This window comes from Salinimicrobium sp. CAU 1759 (assembly GCF_054482715.1).
Window position 1 is genome coordinate 601,622 of the sequence record NZ_JBTLRK010000001.1, and the last position, 18,750, is coordinate 620,371.

Annotated in this window: 19 protein-coding genes, 1 tRNA gene and 1 pseudogene; 9 read left to right on the forward strand and 12 right to left on the reverse strand. The window is 42.3% G+C overall.

From position 1 onward, the window contains the following. Positions 1 to 9 precede the first annotated feature (9 nt). The gene (locus tag ACXYMT_RS02720) at positions 10 to 1,053 is read right to left on the reverse strand and encodes a redoxin domain-containing protein (protein ID WP_459057551.1); all 1,044 of its coding nucleotides are present in this window, start codon (positions 1,051 to 1,053) and stop codon (positions 10 to 12) included. 208 nt (positions 1,054 to 1,261) lie between these two features. Further along, positions 1,262 to 1,338 (reverse strand) — tRNA-Ala (locus ACXYMT_RS02725). Positions 1,339 to 1,446: 108 nt separating this feature from the next. Here ACXYMT_RS02725 and ACXYMT_RS02730 point away from each other — a divergent pair. Next, positions 1,447 to 1,953 (forward strand): GNAT family N-acetyltransferase, encoded by a 507-nt coding sequence (locus tag ACXYMT_RS02730; protein WP_459057552.1) that lies wholly within the window; start codon positions 1,447 to 1,449, stop codon positions 1,951 to 1,953. Positions 1,954 to 2,125: 172 nt separating this feature from the next. Here ACXYMT_RS02730 and ACXYMT_RS02735 read toward each other — a convergent pair whose 3' ends face one another. Together ACXYMT_RS02735 and ACXYMT_RS02740 are read right to left on the reverse strand one after the other, a co-directional pair. Beyond that, the gene (locus ACXYMT_RS02735) at positions 2,126 to 3,865 is read right to left on the reverse strand and encodes a M14 family metallopeptidase (RefSeq protein WP_459057553.1); all 1,740 of its coding nucleotides are present in this window, start codon (positions 3,863 to 3,865) and stop codon (positions 2,126 to 2,128) included. 12 nt (positions 3,866 to 3,877) lie between these two features. Then, on the reverse strand, positions 3,878 to 5,503 hold the full coding sequence (locus ACXYMT_RS02740) for a M14 family metallopeptidase (RefSeq protein ID WP_459057554.1): 1,626 nt from the start codon (positions 5,501 to 5,503) through the stop codon (positions 3,878 to 3,880). 150 nt (positions 5,504 to 5,653) lie between these two features. On the opposite strand from ACXYMT_RS02740, the gene ACXYMT_RS02745 reads away from it, so the two are divergent. From ACXYMT_RS02745 to ACXYMT_RS02765, 5 genes are read left to right on the forward strand one after another with little or no spacing between them, the layout of a single operon-like run. Beyond that, positions 5,654 to 6,982, forward strand: a complete 1,329-nt coding sequence (locus ACXYMT_RS02745) for an MATE family efflux transporter (RefSeq protein ID WP_459057555.1) — start codon at positions 5,654 to 5,656, stop codon at positions 6,980 to 6,982. A gap of 52 nt (positions 6,983 to 7,034) precedes the next feature. Further along, on the forward strand, positions 7,035 to 7,802 hold the full coding sequence (locus ACXYMT_RS02750) for an enoyl-CoA hydratase/isomerase family protein (protein WP_459057556.1): 768 nt from the start codon (positions 7,035 to 7,037) through the stop codon (positions 7,800 to 7,802). A gap of 1 nt (position 7,803) precedes the next feature. Further along, positions 7,804 to 7,986 (forward strand): hypothetical protein, encoded by a 183-nt coding sequence (locus ACXYMT_RS02755; protein ID WP_459057557.1) that lies wholly within the window; start codon positions 7,804 to 7,806, stop codon positions 7,984 to 7,986. Between the two features lie 33 nt (positions 7,987 to 8,019). Further along, a complete protein-coding gene (locus ACXYMT_RS02760; protein ID WP_459057558.1) occupies positions 8,020 to 8,196 on the forward strand; it encodes a hypothetical protein in 177 nt (58 codons plus the stop codon). Further along, entirely contained in the window at positions 8,196 to 8,324 is a 129-nt protein-coding gene (locus ACXYMT_RS02765) for a hypothetical protein (protein ID WP_459057559.1), read from the forward strand. Before ACXYMT_RS02760 ends, ACXYMT_RS02765 begins: the two co-directional genes overlap by 1 nt. Positions 8,325 to 8,525: 201 nt before the next feature. Here ACXYMT_RS02765 and ACXYMT_RS02770 read toward each other — a convergent pair whose 3' ends face one another. Continuing rightward, positions 8,526 to 10,040 carry a tetratricopeptide repeat protein gene (locus tag ACXYMT_RS02770; RefSeq protein WP_459057560.1) on the reverse strand — a complete coding sequence of 505 codons (1,515 nt, stop codon included), beginning with the start codon at positions 10,038 to 10,040 and terminating at the stop codon, positions 8,526 to 8,528. Between the two features lie 164 nt (positions 10,041 to 10,204). On the opposite strand from ACXYMT_RS02770, the pseudogene ACXYMT_RS02775 reads away from it, so the two are divergent. Next, positions 10,205 to 10,351, forward strand: a pseudogene (locus ACXYMT_RS02775) (DUF6090 family protein); the annotation flags it as partial. Positions 10,352 to 10,484: 133 nt separating this feature from the next. On the opposite strand, the gene ACXYMT_RS02780 reads toward ACXYMT_RS02775, so the two are convergent. Beyond that, a complete protein-coding gene (locus tag ACXYMT_RS02780) occupies positions 10,485 to 11,105 on the reverse strand; it encodes a 2OG-Fe(II) oxygenase (RefSeq protein ID WP_459057561.1) in 621 nt (206 codons plus the stop codon). A gap of 119 nt (positions 11,106 to 11,224) precedes the next feature. On the opposite strand from ACXYMT_RS02780, the gene ACXYMT_RS02785 reads away from it, so the two are divergent. Further along, positions 11,225 to 11,677: a 6-pyruvoyl trahydropterin synthase family protein gene (locus tag ACXYMT_RS02785; protein WP_459057562.1), complete on the forward strand. Its 453-nt coding sequence runs from the start codon at positions 11,225 to 11,227 to the stop codon at positions 11,675 to 11,677. On the opposite strand, the gene ACXYMT_RS02790 is transcribed toward ACXYMT_RS02785, so the two are convergent. Together ACXYMT_RS02790 and ACXYMT_RS02795 are read right to left on the reverse strand one after the other, a co-directional pair. Further along, the gene (locus ACXYMT_RS02790; RefSeq protein ID WP_459057563.1) at positions 11,674 to 12,321 is read right to left on the reverse strand and encodes an alpha/beta hydrolase; all 648 of its coding nucleotides are present in this window, start codon (positions 12,319 to 12,321) and stop codon (positions 11,674 to 11,676) included. The genes ACXYMT_RS02785 and ACXYMT_RS02790 overlap by 4 nt on opposite strands. Further along, positions 12,321 to 13,274, reverse strand: coding sequence for a ring-cleaving dioxygenase (locus ACXYMT_RS02795; protein WP_459057564.1), 954 nt, complete (start codon positions 13,272 to 13,274; stop codon positions 12,321 to 12,323). The genes ACXYMT_RS02790 and ACXYMT_RS02795 overlap by 1 nt, the downstream gene beginning before the upstream one ends. Before the next feature lie 129 nt (positions 13,275 to 13,403). Here ACXYMT_RS02795 and ACXYMT_RS02800 point away from each other — a divergent pair, with 129 nt between their 5' ends. Beyond that, on the forward strand, positions 13,404 to 14,156 hold the full coding sequence (locus ACXYMT_RS02800; protein ID WP_459057565.1) for a UDP-2,3-diacylglucosamine diphosphatase: 753 nt from the start codon (positions 13,404 to 13,406) through the stop codon (positions 14,154 to 14,156). 434 nt (positions 14,157 to 14,590) lie between these two features. Here the strand turns inward: ACXYMT_RS02800 and ACXYMT_RS02805 are convergent, their stop codons facing one another. The 4 genes from ACXYMT_RS02805 to purN form a co-directional block, all read right to left on the reverse strand. Next, a complete protein-coding gene (locus ACXYMT_RS02805; protein WP_459057566.1) occupies positions 14,591 to 16,489 on the reverse strand; it encodes an amidophosphoribosyltransferase in 1,899 nt (632 codons plus the stop codon). A gap of 64 nt (positions 16,490 to 16,553) precedes the next feature. Next, positions 16,554 to 17,477: a PfkB family carbohydrate kinase gene (locus tag ACXYMT_RS02810; protein WP_459057567.1), complete on the reverse strand. Its 924-nt coding sequence runs from the start codon at positions 17,475 to 17,477 to the stop codon at positions 16,554 to 16,556. A gap of 57 nt (positions 17,478 to 17,534) precedes the next feature. Then, positions 17,535 to 18,017 carry a ribonuclease HI gene (gene rnhA, locus ACXYMT_RS02815; protein WP_459057568.1) on the reverse strand — a complete coding sequence of 161 codons (483 nt, stop codon included), beginning with the start codon at positions 18,015 to 18,017 and terminating at the stop codon, positions 17,535 to 17,537. Then, complete coding sequence (purN, locus tag ACXYMT_RS02820; RefSeq protein WP_459057569.1) at positions 18,010 to 18,612, reverse strand: phosphoribosylglycinamide formyltransferase; 603 nt, start codon at positions 18,610 to 18,612, stop codon at positions 18,010 to 18,012. Before purN ends, rnhA begins: the two co-directional genes overlap by 8 nt. Positions 18,613 to 18,750: the final 138 nt, after the last annotated feature.

Below are 18,750 nucleotides of genomic sequence, written 5' to 3' on the forward strand. Positions count from 1 at the left end.
ATTTAGTTGCTAAGGAAGTAATGTAGCCAGTTTTTCATCCAATTCCTCTGCTGTTGGATTTTTCATGAGGATCTTTCCATCACGGCCGATCAGGAACATTGCTCCGCCGGAATTAGGCACTCCATATTTTGTCCAAAGATCATTCTGTCGGTCGAGCTCAACCAGATTTAACCATGGGAATTCCTTTTTCGCCAGGAAATTTTCGAGATTTTCGGTAGTTCTAAACTCTCCCGCAACTCCAATCACACTAAAACCTTTTTCTTTATACTTTTCCACGACCGGAATGATCTCCCGACTTTTTTTTATGCACGGCGCACACCAGGTTGCCCATAAATTGAGTAAAGCAACTTCTCCCTCTATTTCGTCTGAAAAGGTAATCATATTTCCCTCCAGGTCGGGAGCAGAGAAATCAATAAAGTCCTGCTTGATCTTGCTGGTCTGTCCTTCTATCAAATTTTTTCCCAGTATGGAATATGGATGTTTGGGAAAAGCAGCTGCCAACTTATTGTAGCTTTTCCTGTGGAATTCCAGATCTTCAATTTCCCATCCACTTGTAAGTTCCTGTAAAAGCAGAAAATAGGACACGAGGCTGGTATTACTTGAAATATAATTGCGGGTCCATTCCTGTTGGTCCTTCCAACTTTCAAAATTCTGCTGGTCCAGTCTGCGCTTGTATTCCTGATATTCCTGGTTCAATTTTCCTCCTTCAACGACGTTCTTTTCAAAGTCAGCCTCGGGATATATTTTAAGATCAATTTCCCCTTCCTCCAAAAACAGAGGCATAAGTCTACCACCCGCATTTTCTCTTGCTTCTCCAATAAGCAAATAATAACCTTCCGGATGGTCAAGTTCTAAAGCCTGTTCAAAAACCCCGTTTTCCACAGGAATTTCCAAAATATTATCAAAGCGCAAATTCTGATGTGGTTTAAGTAATAAAATAGATTTGGTGGTAAATCCCACCACTTCTCCCTTAATAACTGTTTCAGTAGGCTGTTTTGCACATCCGAAGAGAAGTGTGGAAATCAGCAAGAGAATCGAAGATCTTAGAGGCATAATGAAAGTAGAGTAAAAGTTAATGTTGAAACTTAAGGAAAAAATCCGTGCTAGAGCAGACCTGGAAAAAAGCACCAATTCCGTAGTAAGTTTTGGTGAAGAATATCGCGATATTTTGGTTATTATTCTAGTGGAAGTTAACCTCTTGAAAATGTCATTTTTGACTACTTCCTCAAATCAAAAAAACCACCGCTTTCGCAGTGGTTTTTGGTGGAGAATATCGGAGTCGAACCGATGACCTTTTGGCTGCCAGCCAAACGCTCTAGCCAGCTGAGCTAATCCCCCATTGTGCTGAAAGAATTCAACGAGGCAAATGTATTAAATTTATTTAAATAGGTAAAGGCTTTAAATTCTTTCTATTAAAATTATTTTTGTCGTGGAATGACCTCTCCTATGATTAGAAAAGCAGAAATAAAAGACTTAGCCTCAATAAAAAAGCTCACTGAAGCCTGTGCTGTAAGCATGCAGCAAAAAGGCATTTTTCAGTGGAATGAGCATTATCCATCTCTTGAAAAACTCCAGGAAGACATTCAGAAGGAAGAGTTATTTCTGCTGGAAGAAAATGTTGAGCTACAGGGAATTATTGTGCTTACTCCCCACATGGATGAAGAGTATATTCCCATTGATTGGCTAACACCTAAAGACAGCAAGAACCTTTATGTGCACCGCCTGGCTACGAAGCCGGAGCAATGGGGTAGTGGGAACGGTAGAAAACTCATGGATTTTGCCGAAGCCTTTGCGCGAGAAAATGAATATGATTCTGTCCGACTGGATACCTTTAGCCAGAATCAACGGAACCAGAGATTTTATGAGGCACGGGGCTACAAGAGGCTTGGGAACATCTATTTTCCGAAGCAAAGCGAGCAGCCTTTCTACTGCTATGAGCTGGTTCTGGATTAGAAATGCCCTTTCTCTATAAAAAAGAGACTGTCTAAAAACCTGGTTTCCGTCAACCTGAACTTGTTTCAGGTTCTATAGAGTTTGCAAAATCACCTGAACAAGATTCTGAAATAAATTGCGAATGACGCATTTGCCTTTTAAACAGCCTCAAAAATGTCATTTTTGAGAGGTATTATTTACGCCACTCTGCCGTTCCGCCTTTGGCGGAATCTACATTGATGCGGTAATTGCCATTTCCTGAAACGATCCAGCGCACCTTTACCGATTCCATACCTGGAATGTTCCTGACCTTTATTTTTTCCGGATTGTGCTTTTGTTCTTCTACCTTGTTGAAATCCTCATCATTGACTATCATTCCGGTGATCACATTGGCTCCCGAAATGCTGATATAATCAGGTCTCTCAATGTTGTGCTTTAGATCCTGACTCGAATGTGTAGGCATAAGCCGTTCATTATAGATGGTGGCAGTGATCTGTTTTAATCCGCCGCCCAGGCTCTTTTCCTTTACTTCAGTGATACTAAGCTTTGGAGTATGATAGGCGTGGTAGATGGTAAAAGCCATATTTCTGTGGGCATCCTGTTCCAGTAAAAATCCGGGATGTGCCCTTCCGAAGTTCTTTTTGAATCCGCCGATCTGGATCTTTCCGTATTGCGGATGATCGTATTCCTCCCACGGCACAAATGCATCTCCAAAAGTGAGAAATCTGTCAACTTTTAATTGTTCTTCCTGGTTCCCTCTGCCCTCATTTTTATGGAAATATTGGTAGGAATTCATGAGTTCGTTGGTGTAGGTATAGATTCCTCTTCCGCCATAGAACCAGTCGAGTTCGCCACCAAATACCGAATAAAGATCCTTGTAAACCACTAAATAGCGGTAACCCGGAATCATTTCCTCGCCCTTTTTACCTATGGCATCATAGATCTTCACATCTTCGGCATTGTAGGTGTCCTTGTCCTCTTCTGCACCTGGGCCGCGCAGGATCATTCCTCCATAATTGTGGTAGCTCTGGGCACCGGCAATGTTTGGATGATCCATTACAAAATTCATTACACTTCTGGTTTCAGGAAGGCTAAAAGGATATTTGTAGGCTCCACGCTGAATATAATCCGGCTGCCAATTCCAACCCCAGTCACGGTTTGGATCGTAATATCCAATTCCATCTTCATTTACTTCCCCGTCGCCATCTGTATCCTTTCCTTCGTAGCCAAGCATCTCGTATTCGCCTTTTTCTTCAGCTTCAACTCTTATCAATCTTCTTGGATCCTGCGGATCCTTAATATATCGCCCGGTAGAAGATTTTCTTATCATCATGGTGATATCGTTGTCTCCATTGAGATCATCAAACCCGTCTTCTCCTGCCTGTCCATCCTGATCATTATCCAGTACGATCATTCCCGATCTTGGCGAGTGCGGAGTGTTTGGCTTGTTCATGTAGTTGTTTCGTGCATCGGGATTGATCGTTGGGTTGATGTAGAAAGTTTTATCCTGAAGCAGCTCTTTAATAAAATCCAACTCATCAAACATTTCGGTCAGGTACCAGGCGGTGTAAAGAGAGAATTCGGCTCCCTGAATTTCATTGGAGTGGATATTTCCGTCAATGTACATCGCCGGTTTTTTATCGGGATCTCCTGTTTTGAAATCAGAAATGGTTAACAAGTAGATGTCCTTTCCTTCAAAGGATTTTCCGATGCTCTCCATTTTCGCTAATTCGGGATATGCTTTTGCGATCTTTTCCATGACCTCCACTATTCCCTCATAGGTATAATACCTGTTCCAGCTCACTTCCACTTTTGGTTTATGAGGTGTACCTATTGCACGGAAGAATTTCTCCTGTCCCTGAAGGGCCGGGATGTTCAAAAGAAAACTCAGAATTCCCAGAATAGCTAGTGTTCTTACTTTATTTAAGTTCATCTCTTCTAAAAATTAAAGTTTTACATTCATTGTAGCATATCCGGTATGCGGTGCACCTGCCTTCACGGTAGCTGTGCCATTGCCTTTTACTATCCATGAAATCGTTTCCTTTTCATAAGCCCCCAGTTTTCCGGAAAGCTTGATAGTATTTCCTGCCAGGATGTCTTCTTTGTCTTTATCCACTGTGATCTGTAACTTTTGAAGCCATCTCGATCTTTCCCCCATTTCGGAATGAGTGGGCAGAGGCGAATTATTGAAAAGGTCGACAGTGATCCTGGTGAGTCCACCGCTTAGCTTTTCTGTCTCCAGGTTGTGGAATTCAAGCTTGGGTTTCATTTCGGCCAGTTTGACTACAAAATCAGTATGCTGTTGAGCGATGCTGTCAACCATCCTGTAAGGTGGATTCATCATTACGAAAGGTTTTATGCCGCCGACTTCGACTTTGCGGTTAGGAAAATCGGGATGCTCTACTTCTGTCCAGTTTACGAAGACATCGTCAATTCCTTCTTTTTCTGCCCAGGCAAGAAAATTAGATTCGGGTGTGATTTTGGCCTTTTGGGGACTTAAGGAATCCTTCTCTTCCTGCTTCACCTCCGGAACCCACCAGCCGGGAGTACTGAAGCTCAATCTGCCAAAATGGAAGTAAGCCCATTTGAAAAAATCTCCGCCTTTTCCCTGGTTTTCCTGATTGTAAGCTTTTAGGGGTACAGTTTCATTATAGATGTCTGATATCATTTTGTTCAATTCTGCATCCTTTTCGAGTATGGAGGTGACCACCCGTTTGTCGGCTCCCTGCTTGTTATATTTAAGAGGAGCAGAAAGATTATTTTCAGGAGCAAAGGTCACAAAAGCAAAGATGTTCCACCTCTCAAAAAGGTAATCCAGCAGGGCACGTGTTTCTTTTTGTGAGACAGGATAATCCCCGGCTAAAGCTTCAAAGACCGGAAATTGATAAGTGAGACTCTTGTTAAAGGCAATTCCTTCAGTAAGATCTTCATTGAACTTTTCATCCTTGTCATTATCAATACCTTCAGAAAATGTGATATACCTTGTTTTTCCTGCAGCATTTGCCCTTTCGGCTTCCACAAGGATCTGCGGATAATCTTCATGAGCGATGTATTTCCCGAGAGGACTTTCGACCCGTATTTGCGTGATCATTCCGTCCCGGTTAAGATCTTCATAACCATCTTCTGAAACTTCCCCATCCCGGTCATGATCTACCTTCACAGCATTTCCTCTGCGCTCATACTTTAATTTGTTGTGGTATTGCGCATATGCATCCGGGGACATATTCGGAAATACATAAAAGGTCGTAGTCTCCAGAAGATCACTATGATCTTTCACAAGTTGGCCGGCCACCTGTAAGGCAAGCTCGACACTGAGGACATGGTGACCTTCCACGCCACCGGTTATTGCAATGGCGGGTTTATTTTCCAGATCTCCTTTTCCTATTTGCAAGGCCCAGATATCCTGTCCACCTTCCGATTTTACCAGCGATATTAGCTTTGCATGGCGGGAGGAGGCTATTTGCTGAAGCTTTTGAGCAACTTCTTTGTTCGTAGGGTAATCATCCTGTGCCGTGGCCGGGAGAGTTCCAAGGCATAGAGCTGAAAGAAGAATTAATAAATAGTTTTTCATTTTTATAAGAGGGTTATATAGTATTTCTGAAAGACCAAAAATTTTCAAATTCCTCAAAAATAGAATTTTTAAGCTCTTTGTAAGGGATTTCCTAAAGAATTTCCGCAGCAACTCTCCTGCTTATCTTAACTTTGCTTTTTTCCATTTCCGGTGAAAACAGCAGTCAACTTTAAAAATATCAACCGTCTGGCGATTCCCGCAATCATTGCAGGTATTGCCGAACCATTGATCTCTCTTACAGATATTGCCATTATTGGAAATGTAGACCAGGATCCTGTAGAGGCGCTTGCAGCAGCTGGTATTGTAGGCTCTTTTCTTTCGGCTATAATCTGGATCGTGGCGCAGACCAAGACTGCGATTTCTGCTTTGGTGTCACAGCACCTGGGAGCCAGACGGATCCACGCCGTAAAAACCCTGGTGCCACAGGCGATCTTTTTCAATTTTTTGCTCAGTATCCTAATTTATGCCGTGACAGCATATTTTGCAGCAGCTATTTTTAGCGCCTATAATGCTGAAGGTAAAGTGCTCAATTATGCCGCCGATTATTACCAGATCCGCGCTTTGGGCTATCCATTAACGCTGGTTACTTTTGCTATTTTTGGGGTCTTTCGCGGCTTGCAGAATACCCTGTGGGCAATGAAATGTAGCTTAACGGGAGCATTTCTAAACTTGGGATTGGATTTTTTGCTGGTGTATGGGGTGGAAGGATGGATACCTGCCATGCATCTGGAAGGAGCTGCCTATGCAAGTGTGATCGCGCAGTTGGTGATGCTCCTTATGGCACTCTACTTCTTCTTTAAAAAGACTCCCTTTCATCTTTGGCTCAGCCGTAGCATAAATCCCCAGATGAGGATACTGCTGTTAATGAGCGGAAATCTATTTGTTCGTACAGCAGCGCTCAATTTTGCAATTTATCTGGCCAACGCCTACGCTACCGATTATGGTAAGAATTACATAGCCGCTCAAAGTATTCTAATGAACATCTGGCTCTTCTTCAGCTTCTTTATCGACGGCTATGCCAATGCCGGAAATGCCATGGGCGGCAGACTTTTGGGAGCCAGGGATTACAGCGGCCTGTGGACCTTGAGCAAAAAGATCTCGAAATATTCTGTGACCATTGCAATTGTTCTTATTGGGATCTGTGCCTTGTTTTATGAACAAATCGGCTTAATTTTCAGCAAAGAAGCTTCAGTGCTGGTTCTGTTCACTTCAGTATTTTGGATGGTGCTTTTTATGCAGCCGGTAAATGCCATCGCTTTTATGTTCGACGGAATCTTTAAGGGCCTGGGGGAAGCAAAATATCTTCGGAATGTCTTACTTGCAGCGACCTTCCTGGGATTTACGCCGGCGCTTTTGATCGGAGATTATTTTGGCCTTGAACTCTACGCTATCTGGATTGCATTTTTCATTTGGATGCTTATTCGCAGTATTGCCCTGGTGATAAAATTCCGCCGGAAATACCTTCATAGAGAGGTGTAATTTTCTGAAGGCTGAAAATAAAATGTAACTTTACGGAAAAGAGATTTAAAGAATGACCACAAACAGGGAAAACGGAAGCCTATTTACTAAAGTTGTCAACGGAATTGCCACTCTTGAATTTGGCCATCCTGCCAGCAATTCCTTTCCGGGAGTGTTGTTGGAACGGCTGACAAAAGAGTTGAACAAGCTTTCTGAAGATGAAGCGGTAAAGGTCATCATCCTGAAATCTGAAGGTGAAAAAGCCTTTTGTGCCGGTGCTTCTTTTGACGAGTTGTTGGCGGTAGAGAACATGCAACAGGGAAAGGTTTTCTTCTCGGGCTTTGCAAATGTGATCAACGCCATGCGCAGCTGTAAGAAACTAATCATTGGCCGCATCCACGGAAAAACCGTCGGCGGCGGAGTAGGACTGGCGGCAGCCTGCGACTACTGCTTTGCTACTGAGCAGGCGGCGATCAAGCTTTCCGAACTAAGCATTGGCATTGGGCCTTTTGTGATTGCCCCCGCCATTGAGCGAAAAATGGGAGTTGCAGCGTTGGCTGAAATGACTCTGGCAGCTCAGGACTGGAAAAGTGCTTATTGGGCGCAGGAAAAAGGACTTTATGCAAGGGTTTTTGACTCCACAAGTGAAATGGATAAAGAGCTGCAATTCTTTTCTGAAAAGTTGGCTTCTTACAATCCTGCGGCACTATATGAGATGAAGAAGGTGTTGTGGGAAGGAACCGGGAACTGGAATTCCCTGCTCGAGGAAAGAGCGGCAATATCAGGAGAGCTGGTACTTTCAGATTTTACAAAGAACGCTTTATCAAAATTCAGGAAATAAGATGAGTGCAGCTATAATATTTGCTTTTCAGGAAATGGAGAACTCAAAAGCCTTTCAACTTGGATACGAAGTAGGATATTTTGTAGGCTCCAACTTCTGGGAAGTGGTAACTGCAGCCGTTGTTATCCTGGCTGCCATTCTCTATCTGCTTTATTTCAGAAGAAGAAATAAGAACATCGTCTAAAAATGCCATTTTTGGCACCTAATGTATAGCACTATGAATTTACAACAGGAACATTTACCAAAAGACAAGCCGGCGACGGAGAGGGAAGGCTATGGATTTTCATTAGAAGATTTCCTGGAAGATCAATGGATCTACCTGGTGGCTATCGTCGTAGTCCTGGCAGTGTTTTTCTATGCCCGCTATGCCTGGCGTAAAAGAAATGAGCGCTAATGCAGGAGGATCTACCCGTTAACGAAAAAACCTTTGATCTACTCACGTTCCTGAGTGGATATGGCTGGTGGTTACTTATTGCCATACTTCTTGTGGTAGTGGTGCTTTATAAGAAATTCCGGAAATAACTACCTCGTCTTTTACCAGCCGCTGATACCATGTCTTTTAGGTTTTACATTTTCCAGTTTTTTGAGCTGTAAACTTCGGAAGACCGGTGAAAAGGTTTCCCGATAAAGGACAAATACCACTGATTTTGTGCTGGAAAATTCAGTCAATAAAAAAACCCTTCAACGGAAGTTAAAGGGTAAATTTGTAAAAAAGAGCTTATTTTAACTTTGACTGTTTTCTTTTACCTTTTTATTTACTTCATCTTTTATTAAGGCAAATTCAATGGAGTTAAATCTTTCTTCTGCGATTTCTTCATATAATTCCATTGCCTCTGCAGTATTACCTGCCTTTTCATGTATTTTGGCTTTCCAATACTGATCGTGAATGTAGTCCTCATTTGTTTGCTCAATGTGTTCTATAGCCTTTTCAGTATTATCCAAGTGATAGTTGATCACGGCCATTGCCCTGTGATAAGGCTCTAACTTGTCCGGACTGTTTATGGATGCAACATCTGTCTTTATTGTTTCCGCCTCTTCCATGGCCTCCTGATACTTTCCTTTACTAACCAATACCATAGCTTTCCAGTAACTAATATTGGCATTTTGATTTGCTGTAACTACAGGACTATTTACTTCCCTGGCCAATTGTTGGGAAATTGGAGCCATCCTCTCTACAAATTGTTCCAGTCGTTCAACATCACCATCGTGCATGGCAATATGAGCAGCGGCAGTAGCCGCCTGATATTTAGCGATATTTTTATTGCTTTCAGGTATGTCCAGTGTATCAAAGGATTTGGTTCCCTCTTCCAGAAAAGCATAAGCCTCATCTGAATTACCTTCGTAAACATACGTGTTCGCTTCTCCGGAAAGATTTGTCCCAAACTCACTAACTTCTCTCGCTTCTTTAAAATTCTTACGGGCTTCCTCATAATTACCTAAAATAGAATTCGCATGTCCCGATTTGGCCAGCGCGATATCGTCTTCCGGGTCCAGGGATGCTGCCTTTTCATAACTTGCCAATGCCTGCTCTAGATTGTCCTGATCGCGGTAATAATCTCCCATTAAAATGTGTGAGCGCGGACTGTTTGGAGCCGTTTCAACAAGCATTTCGAGATACTTTCTAGCCTGATCCTTATCTTTTGGAGAATCAAATAAATAGGTGCTACCCAGGTTTGCGATGGCCGGTACGAAATCCGGATCTAATTCCAAAGCTTTTTTCCAATGTTCTCGTGCCTTTTCTTCCTGATCGTTATTAATATAATAGATCGCAAGATTATCCATTGCCCTGGCAGACTTTGGATACTTTTCTACTAGTTTTTTACTAATTTCTAATTCTTTGTCGACATCACTCTCCATGTTGGCTTGAGTCATGTCCATCATCATAATCTCTGCATCATTTGCCTTATCACGCATAGACATAAATTTATCACGATTAGTAGCCCAGTCTTTTGCCGAATTGGCCGTATAGCTTCTATACAATTGTGCCGATACAAAATCCGGATCATATTTTAGAGCTTCATCGAATTTAGCACGGGCTTTTCTGGAATTACCCTCATCAAAATATCTCAATCCTGTCTCAAAGGCCTGGAGAGCCTCCTCAGAGTCGGTGTTTACAGGTAATTCTGCAGTAGCTTCAACTTCAGCTTCTTCGCTTTTGTTTTCAGAATCTTTGCAGGACGCCAGGAACAATGCAGCGGCCAACGTGAAAAAAATCGGTAGTTTTTTGAAATAAAACATGATTGAAAATATTAGGTTGGTACAATGTTAATTTTACTAAGTTAGTGATTTTCAGATAATAAAGTTATTTTAGATTTCAATTGTTTAAAATTTGGAATTCGGCTTTAACTTTTGTGTATGTATTAATTTTTTTAAAAAAACACTGAGGAAAACTAACCTGAGAAATGTTTAAATTCTTTAGAAATATCCGCCGACGACTACTTCGGGAAAATAGATTCACGAAATATCTATTTTATGCTATCGGAGAAATTATCCTGGTAGTGATCGGTATTTTAATTGCTCTTCAAATTAACAATTGGAACGAGAACCGAATGTTCTAATAATGGAGGTGAGGCTAAATAATGTTTGAAATGGGTGCAAGTAGATAAACAAAAAAAATGCTGACCGATTTTTAGCACTTATCTGACTGGAAAATTGCCCAACTTCATGTGGTTCTTCAGGAATTTACCTCGTCTTCAACCATCCGGTGATACTGAGCCTTTCAGTCTTTAGAGGTTTCACTTCATGCTCCAGGAGCTGGCTTTCAAAAATGACCATTCTGCCGGGGAAAGGATATATAGTCTTTGGAACTTCAACACCATTTTCTTCAGTATAGATCATTAATTCGCCACCATACTCCGGCTGCCAGTCCTGTTCATTGAGGTAACACACCATGGATAGCTTTCTCCTGTCGTCATTTTGAAAGGTGTCCAGATGTCGCTTGTAAAAAGTGCCTTCAGGATAAAGAGCGTAGTGAAATTCTTTATGTAGAATTCCCAGGAAACATGTCATGTTAAGGTAGTGTACGAAGTCGTTGATCTTTCTGAAGAAAGTTTTCTCAGTTTCGGCAGCTTCAGCTTCATTGAGCCAAAGGATAAAATCCCCGCGGATGGATTTGGCAACAATTTCATTGGTGCGATTCCCAATAGCAGCTTTCTTGAAGTTATCTTCCTCATACTTGTATAAAAGGGAATTTCGCAGCTCTTCTACTTCCGCCAGGCTAAAGAAATCTTCAACTATACAATATTGCTGCTCCAAGAGATCTGAAATGATCTTCTCGTAAACCGGGTTTGCAATGATCTCCACATCTAAAATTTAAGGCCGCAAATGTATTCTCAAAAAATGGAATTCAATTCTTTTATTTTCAGCGTAAAAAGTTAAAATCACGGCAGCCAAAAAGCCTTATCTTTGCACAAATTTTTGATATGGCATTGATTCGCATCACCAAACAATTTTCTTTTGAGACAGGGCACGCACTCTTTGGCTATGACGGCAAGTGCAGGAATGTTCATGGCCACAGCTACAAGTTGGGAGTTACCGTGATTGGTGAACCTATAGAAGATGAGGATAACGTAAAACTTGGGATGGTGATTGATTTTGGGGACTTAAAGAAGATCGTCAAGCAGGAGATCGTTGATAAATTCGATCATGCGACTGTTTTTAACAAGAACACCCCGCATGTGGAACTGGCCGAAGAACTACAGAAGAGAGGACACAGTGTGATACTGGTGGAATATCAACCAACCAGTGAAAATATGATCCAGGATTTTGCTGAAAGGATCAAGAAACGACTACCAGATCATATCCAGTTGTTTTCTTTAAAGCTGCAGGAAACCGAAACCTCATATGCCGAATGGTTTGCTTCGGATAATTCCTAAGGCTTCTCATTTTCCATTCCGGAATATCCAAAGATAAAGTTATTGGCACGGCCCAATTCTTCCGGAATGATCGCATGACCGGCATCTTTGTGGATCTGCAATTCTACTCTCGCATTTTTGCTTTCCAGTATTTCGGCTGTTTGCTTTACCCGGTCTGCCGGAACATGAGCATCAGGATCACTGGTGCCAAGGTAAACGGGTGTACCATCGAAATCTGTTAGGTAATTTCCCGTGTTGATGTTCTTACCTATCAATCCTCCAATAATGGCAATTACTCCGCCGTATCTTTTGGCGTTCCTGGTAACATATTCAAGAGTAAGACAGGCGCCCTGGGAAAATCCGAAAAAATAAATATTCTCGGAAGCAATTCCCTTCTCGTTAAGCTCTGCCTCCAGCAATTGCAGCATTTCTATAGCCGAATCAAGCCAGGGTTGATTTTGCTGTTCCGGAGCCATAAAAGAAAGAGGATACCAGCTGTTGTTGTATGCCTGAGGCGCAACCAGGGCAAAATCTTCAATTTTAAGATGGTCGGCTACGGCGAGAATGTCTTCGGCAAATCCGCCACGACCATGAACCATGATCAGCGCCTTTTTAGCTTGTTCTACAGGAGTACCATTGTATCTAAAATCTTTCTTATGTAGCATTACTTAAAGTTTGTGAGATTCAATTCTACGGGAGTTACCGCTTTTTCTATCAGATCGCGCCGGGATTCATACTGCGGCGGAAGCTTTAGTTCCTCTCCCAGCTTATCCTGCGGCTCATCAATGGCAAAACCGGGTTCGGCAGTGGCTACTTCAAATAAGACTCCGCCGGGTTCCCTGAAGTAGATGGATTCAAAATACTGCCTGTCCAGAACCGGAGTAGGATTATGTCCCAACCTGGTTAATTTCTCTCTTACCTCCAGCTGACTTTCCTTGTTTGCCGTAGAAAAAGCAAGGTGGTGGACGGTACCGCCACCTCCAAGGCCGCGAAGAGCATCGGGACGACAGAGTATATCTATATAATTTCCGGGTGCATCTGTAGCTGCAAAGCGAAAGCGGTTACCTTTTTCAGCTATAAGATTGTGGTCCAGTCCTTCTGTGAGCAAGCCTGCTGTTCGTTCATAACCTTCCTGCCATATCTCCACGCTGTAAAAACCCTTAATGGAATGCTCCTGCGGAATATTGCCATAGGTCCAGCCGGGCCTGCTGTCCCTATCGTTGAATACGAGCTCCAGACCCAGACCATCAGGATCCTCGAAATAGATCACGGCTTCTCCATCAAAGCGGTCTTGTGCGGGTCGATAATCAATCTTAAACTTCTGAAGTCTATCCTCCCAGTACAGCAGGGAATTTGAGGGAACAGAAAAGGTAGTGATATTGAGCATTCCCTTGCCGTGGCGACCTTTTTGGATCCCGTCATATGGAAAAAAAGTCATAATGGAACCCGGGGTTCCCGCTTCATTCCCGTAATAGAAGTGGTAGACATCGGGAGCATCAAAGTTCACAGTTTTCTTCACCATGCGCAGCCCGAGGATGCCGGTGTAAAAATCCAGATTCTTTTGTGGATTTCCGGCAAGAGCAGTAACGTGATGAATTCCCGTGATCAATTTATCCATTCTATACAGTTTCTTTTAAAGATAGCCTTATTTGAGAAAATGCCCAAAGAGGCTTGGGAAGGAGGCCATTTTTTCTGAAGATTTTAACTTCGGAAATTTTAAAACTATCTTTACCCACAAATCCCGTCAATGCAGATACCTGAAGGTAAAAAGATCTACTTTTCCAGCGACAATCATCTTGGAGCGCCTACACCCGAAGAAAGTCGGCCGCGGGAAGAAAAGTTCGTGGCATGGCTGAATCACGTAAGCGAGGACGCCGCTGCCATCTTTTTGTTGGGAGATCTTTTCGACTTTTGGTTTGAATATAAGCACGTAGTACCAAAAGGATTTGTACGTGTTCTTGGTAAATTAGCCCAGCTAAGGGACCGTGGAATTCCCATCTACTTCTTTGTTGGGAATCATGATCTCTGGATGAATGATTACTTCCAAAAAGAACTTGATATCCCGGTGTATCACAAGCCAAAAGAATTCCTTTTCAATGACAGGAAATTCCTGATAGGCCATGGCGATGGTCTGGGCCCCGGCGATAAGGGTTTCAAACGCATGAAAAAAGTTTTCACGAATCCTATTGCCAAATGGCTATACCGCTGGCTTCATCCTGATATCGGGATGCCTTTAGCTCAGTATTTTTCAGTAAAGAATAAAGCGATCTCAGGAGAGGAAGATGTGAATTTTCTGGGAGAAGAAAAGGAGTGGCTCATCCAGTACTGCCGCCGAAAGCTGGAGACGCAACACTATGACTACTTCATCTTTGGTCACCGGCACCTGCCGCTGGATATTCAGCTTCAGGAGAATTCAAAATACATGAACCTGGGAGACTGGATAAATTTCTATACTTACGGAGTGTTCGACGGTGAAAGCCTTCAGCTTAAAGAATGGTGAATTCCTAAGACGTAAGAGTCAAGAGAATAGTTTCATTATTCTTCAATTAATTAAAGATCAAGAACGGGACTGTCATCTTTAGGGAATGCAGTCTCAGTGGTTTCGCCACTCCACATCCCTGAGAAAAAAATTTCAGTTTTTTTGCCTTGGTTCCTGTCTCTTGTAGCCCGGCGGTCTTTCGTCTTTAATAGGGTGTCAAAAATGCCATTTTGAAGAGATTTTTTGGAAAAGGCGTAGAGTTGAGTTAGTACCAAATAAAAAAGGTGGAAAGCTCCACCTTTTTTGCCCCAAATCTACCATGAACTTAACCTACTTATGTTATGGCTTTGTAAAAGTAGATATTATTCTTTGTCTTCAGGATCTTTTTAGATGAAAAGCAAATATTTTAGCTAAACTACACAACGCTCTTTAAAAAAGTCAGAAAATAGTTCAACTTAATAGGCTCTTTCCAGGCTTCCTTCGTAGAAATTAATAAAAGCACGATTTACCACCCGGTTCCCTCCAAAGGTGGGGTAATCCCCTGTAAAATACCAGTCTCCCAGGTTCTTTGGACATGCCTTATGAAGGTTTTTTACCGATTGGAAGATTATCTTAACCTCCGCATTTATACTCTCATCACTCAACAGCTCTGCAATCTTATCGGAGATCTGTTCATCTGTAAAAGGAGCATAGATCTCCTTTACAAAGTTCTGTACATCCTTATCATCAAGCTCCACCTGTAAACGGCATTTCTCATAAACTTCATCTACAATATGGTACAGGTCGTTTTCCTGAAGTAGCTCCAACGCAGCCTGGAATGCTACGAGGTTTTCTAATCTGGCCATGTCAATTCCGTAGCAGTCGGGATAACGGATCTGTGGTGCAGAGGAAACCACAATAATTTTCTTTGGATTGGTGCGATCCATCATCTTAAGGATACTTTTCTTAAGCGTGGTTCCCCTCACAATGCTATCGTCAATGATCACCAGGTTATCTTCGGGTCGTACTACGCCGTAAGTGACATCATAAACGTGAGCGACAAGATCATCCCTGCTGCTGTCTTCGGTGATGAATGTACGGAGCTTGGCGTCCTTGATTGCGATCTTTTCAGTTCTTAACCTGTGTGCAAGGATCTCCTGAAGACGGGCGTCAGTGAGAGTTTCCTTTTCAGCAAGAATAGTATCGTTCTTTTGTTTGTTCAATTCATCCTGCGCTGCTTCCACCATTCCGTAGAAAGAGGTTTCAGCAGTGTTTGGAATAAAGGAAAAGACTGTATTCACCGTATCGTGATCAATTGCCTTAAGCACTTCGGGCATTAGCAGTTTGCCAAGCATCTTGCGCTCGTTGTAGATCTCGGCATCACTTCCGCGGGAAAAATAGATCCGCTCAAAAGAACAAGCTTTTCTTTCGAGAGGCTCAAGGATCTGCTTGATACGAACCTCTCCATTTTTCTTAGTGATAATAGCATGTCCCGGGGGTAATTCTTCTACTTTGTCAAAATCTACGTTAAAGACAGTTTGAATAACAGGTCTTTCAGAAGCAACCACTACAACCTCATCATCTTTATAATAATATGCAGGTCTTATTCCGGCGGGATCTCTTAATACAAAAGAATCTCCATGCCCTATGAGTCCGGCCATGGCATAGCCGCCATCCCAGTTCTTCGCAGATTTTTTAAGGATCTTACTTATCTTAAGTTGCTCTGCGATAATTGGCGAGGCTTCTACCTTGGTATATCCTTCATTCTTAAGTTTCTTATACAATTTACGCACCTCATCATCCAAAAAATGGCCTATCTTCTCCATTACGGTGACGGTATCTGCCTTTTCCTTTGGATGTTGTCCAAGTTCTACCAGGTTATTAAAAAGCTGGTGTACATTGGTCATGTTAAAGTTTCCGGCCACAATAAGGTTTCTGTGCATCCAGTTGTTCTGCCGAAGAAAAGGGTGTACGCTTTCTACACTGTTCTTTCCAAATGTACCGTAGCGAACGTGTCCCAGGAATAGTTCTCCCAGATAAGGAATATGCTTCTTTTGAAGTGCAACATCATCGGCATATTCGGGATTCTGCTTGATCTCTTCGTTGATCCTGTCGTTGATCTGCGCAAAAATATCCTGTATAGGTTGCGCTGCATTAGACCTGATTCGGCTAATGTAACGATCACCCGGCTGAGTGTTGAGCTTTATGCTTGCAAAACCGGCGCCATCCTGCCCCCGGTTATGCTGCTTCTCCATCATCAGGTACATCTTGTTCACCCCATAAAATGCTGTGCCATACTTTTCCTTATAATACTCCAAAGGCTTAAGCAGTCGCAGCTGGGCAATCCCACATTCGTGTTTTAAAGCGTCACTCATATATTGATATTATTTGACCTGGTTTTAGTCACAAAAAAAGCCCTGAAATTACAGGGCGTAGAAATTAAGTTAGGTTAATTTGAAACTGTGTTAAGGCTTTAAACTCCTCCAGGCGATGATGCACATCTTCTTTTGACAATTCCTGCATCCTCTCGGTTCCAAATTTCTCAACACAGAAAGAAGCCAGATTTGATCCAAAGATCACTGCATTTTTCATGTTCTTGAAGGATATATCTCCTGTGTGCGCCAAATATCCTGTAAAACCACCGGCAAAAGTGTCTCCTGCACCTGTAGGATCAAAAACTTCTTCAAGCGGCAAAGCAGGGGCAAAGAAAATTTGCTCTTCGTGAAATAAAAGAGCCCCGTGTTCCCCTTTTTTGATCACTACGTATTTAGGACCCATTTCAGAAATCTTTCGGGCTGCTTTTACAAGAGAATATTCTCCTGTGAGTTGCCTCGCCTCCTCATCATTAATGGTAAGAGCGTCTACTTTGGCAATCACCTTCATAAGGTCTTCCCAGGTATTATCCATCCAAAAGTTCATTGTATCCAGGACAACAAGCTTTGGTCTTTCTATTTGTTCCAGTACACTCAATTGAACAAGTGGGTGAAGGTTACCCAGCATCACAACATCAGGTGATTTAAATTCTTCAGGCACCACCGGCTGAAAATCGGCCAATACGTTAAGCTGAGTATCTAAGGTGTCGCGGGAATTGAGGTCATTATGATATTTTCCGCTCCAGAAAAAAGTCTTACCTCCTTTTACAACTTCGGTTCCGGAAAGGTCAATATTTCTGCTTTTTAAAAGGTCCAGGTAATCCTGCGGAAAATCTTCTCCTACTACGGAAACAATTGCACTCTTAATCTCGAATTGTGAAGCAGAGAGACCTATATATGTAGCCGCGCCGCCAAGAATTTTGTCTGTTTTACCAAAAGGGGTTTCAATTGCATCAAAAGCCACTGTACCCACTATTAATAATTTGTTCATTGGTGTTCTTTAAAAATGAGGTGCAAATATACGGTTTTGTTTTTCAAGCAATAGTACTCAAAAAAGGCTTTTTGAGTCCTCTTCAAATCCACTGTCTATTAAAAGTTTATTCCCTTTTGAAGCCTCTACTGCGAGCCGGTCACATCGCTCATTTTGAGGGTGGTCATTGTGCCCTTTTATCCATTTGAACCTCACTTTATGCTTGCGGTATTCTTTGAGGAATTCTATCCACAGGTCTACATTTTTCCGGTCTTTAAAACCTTTCTTTTCCCAGTTAAAGACCCAGCCTTTTTCTACTGCATCGGCGACATATTTCGAATCTGTAAAGACTGTAGCCGTGGTTTCGGGATTTTTGAGCTTCTTAAGAGCTTCTATTACTGCAAGCAGCTCCATGCGATTGTTGGTGGTATGCTTATAGCCTTTGGAAAATTCCTTGAAGTATGGCTTACCCACCCATTCCATCACAATTCCATAACCGCCCGGGCCCGGGTTTCCTCTTGCAGCTCCGTCTGTGTATATATGTACTTGTGGATTATGCATCTTCTGAAGCTAATAAAAGTTTCTCGATCACCTTTGGAAAATGTTCGTATTCCAGTTCATGGATCTTAGCGGCAATATCCTCAACAGTATCCTCGGGTTCAATGGCTGTGGTGGCCTGGAAGATGAGCTCTCCCTCATCATATTTTTCATTGACGAAGTGAATGCTTATCCCGGTCTCCACTTCTTTCTGCTCTAAAATAGCTTTATGCACGTTCATTCCATACATGCCTTTTCCACCGTACTTTGGCAAGAGAGCAGGGTGAATATTGATGACCTTGTTTGGAAAGCGTTTAATGATCTTATTTGGGAAGATCCATAAAAATCCGGCGAGGACAATAAGGTCGGGTTTCATATCCTTCAGCAGGTGAAGAACATCCTCAGTATCATACAGTGCTTCCCGGTCAAAATGCAGTGCCTTCACATCGAGATCATGAGCCCTGCGCAAAACCTTGGCGGTGCGGTTGTTCGAAAAAACAGCCGTCACCCTGGCAGTACCGGTTTTTTGGAAGTATTTAATAATATTTTCAGCATTGGATCCATTGCCCGAGGCGAAGATCACAATTTTCTTTTTTTCTGAATTTTGGCTGGTTGGCAAGAGATAGGTCTTAACAATTATTAGCAGGTAAAAATACTGGCTTTAGCTGGAAATTGTTTAATTTACATTCACATTTTTAAAGTAAAAACAGGTTTTAAAATAAAGTTTTTTATTTTTGCCACTTAATTCAAAATTAAA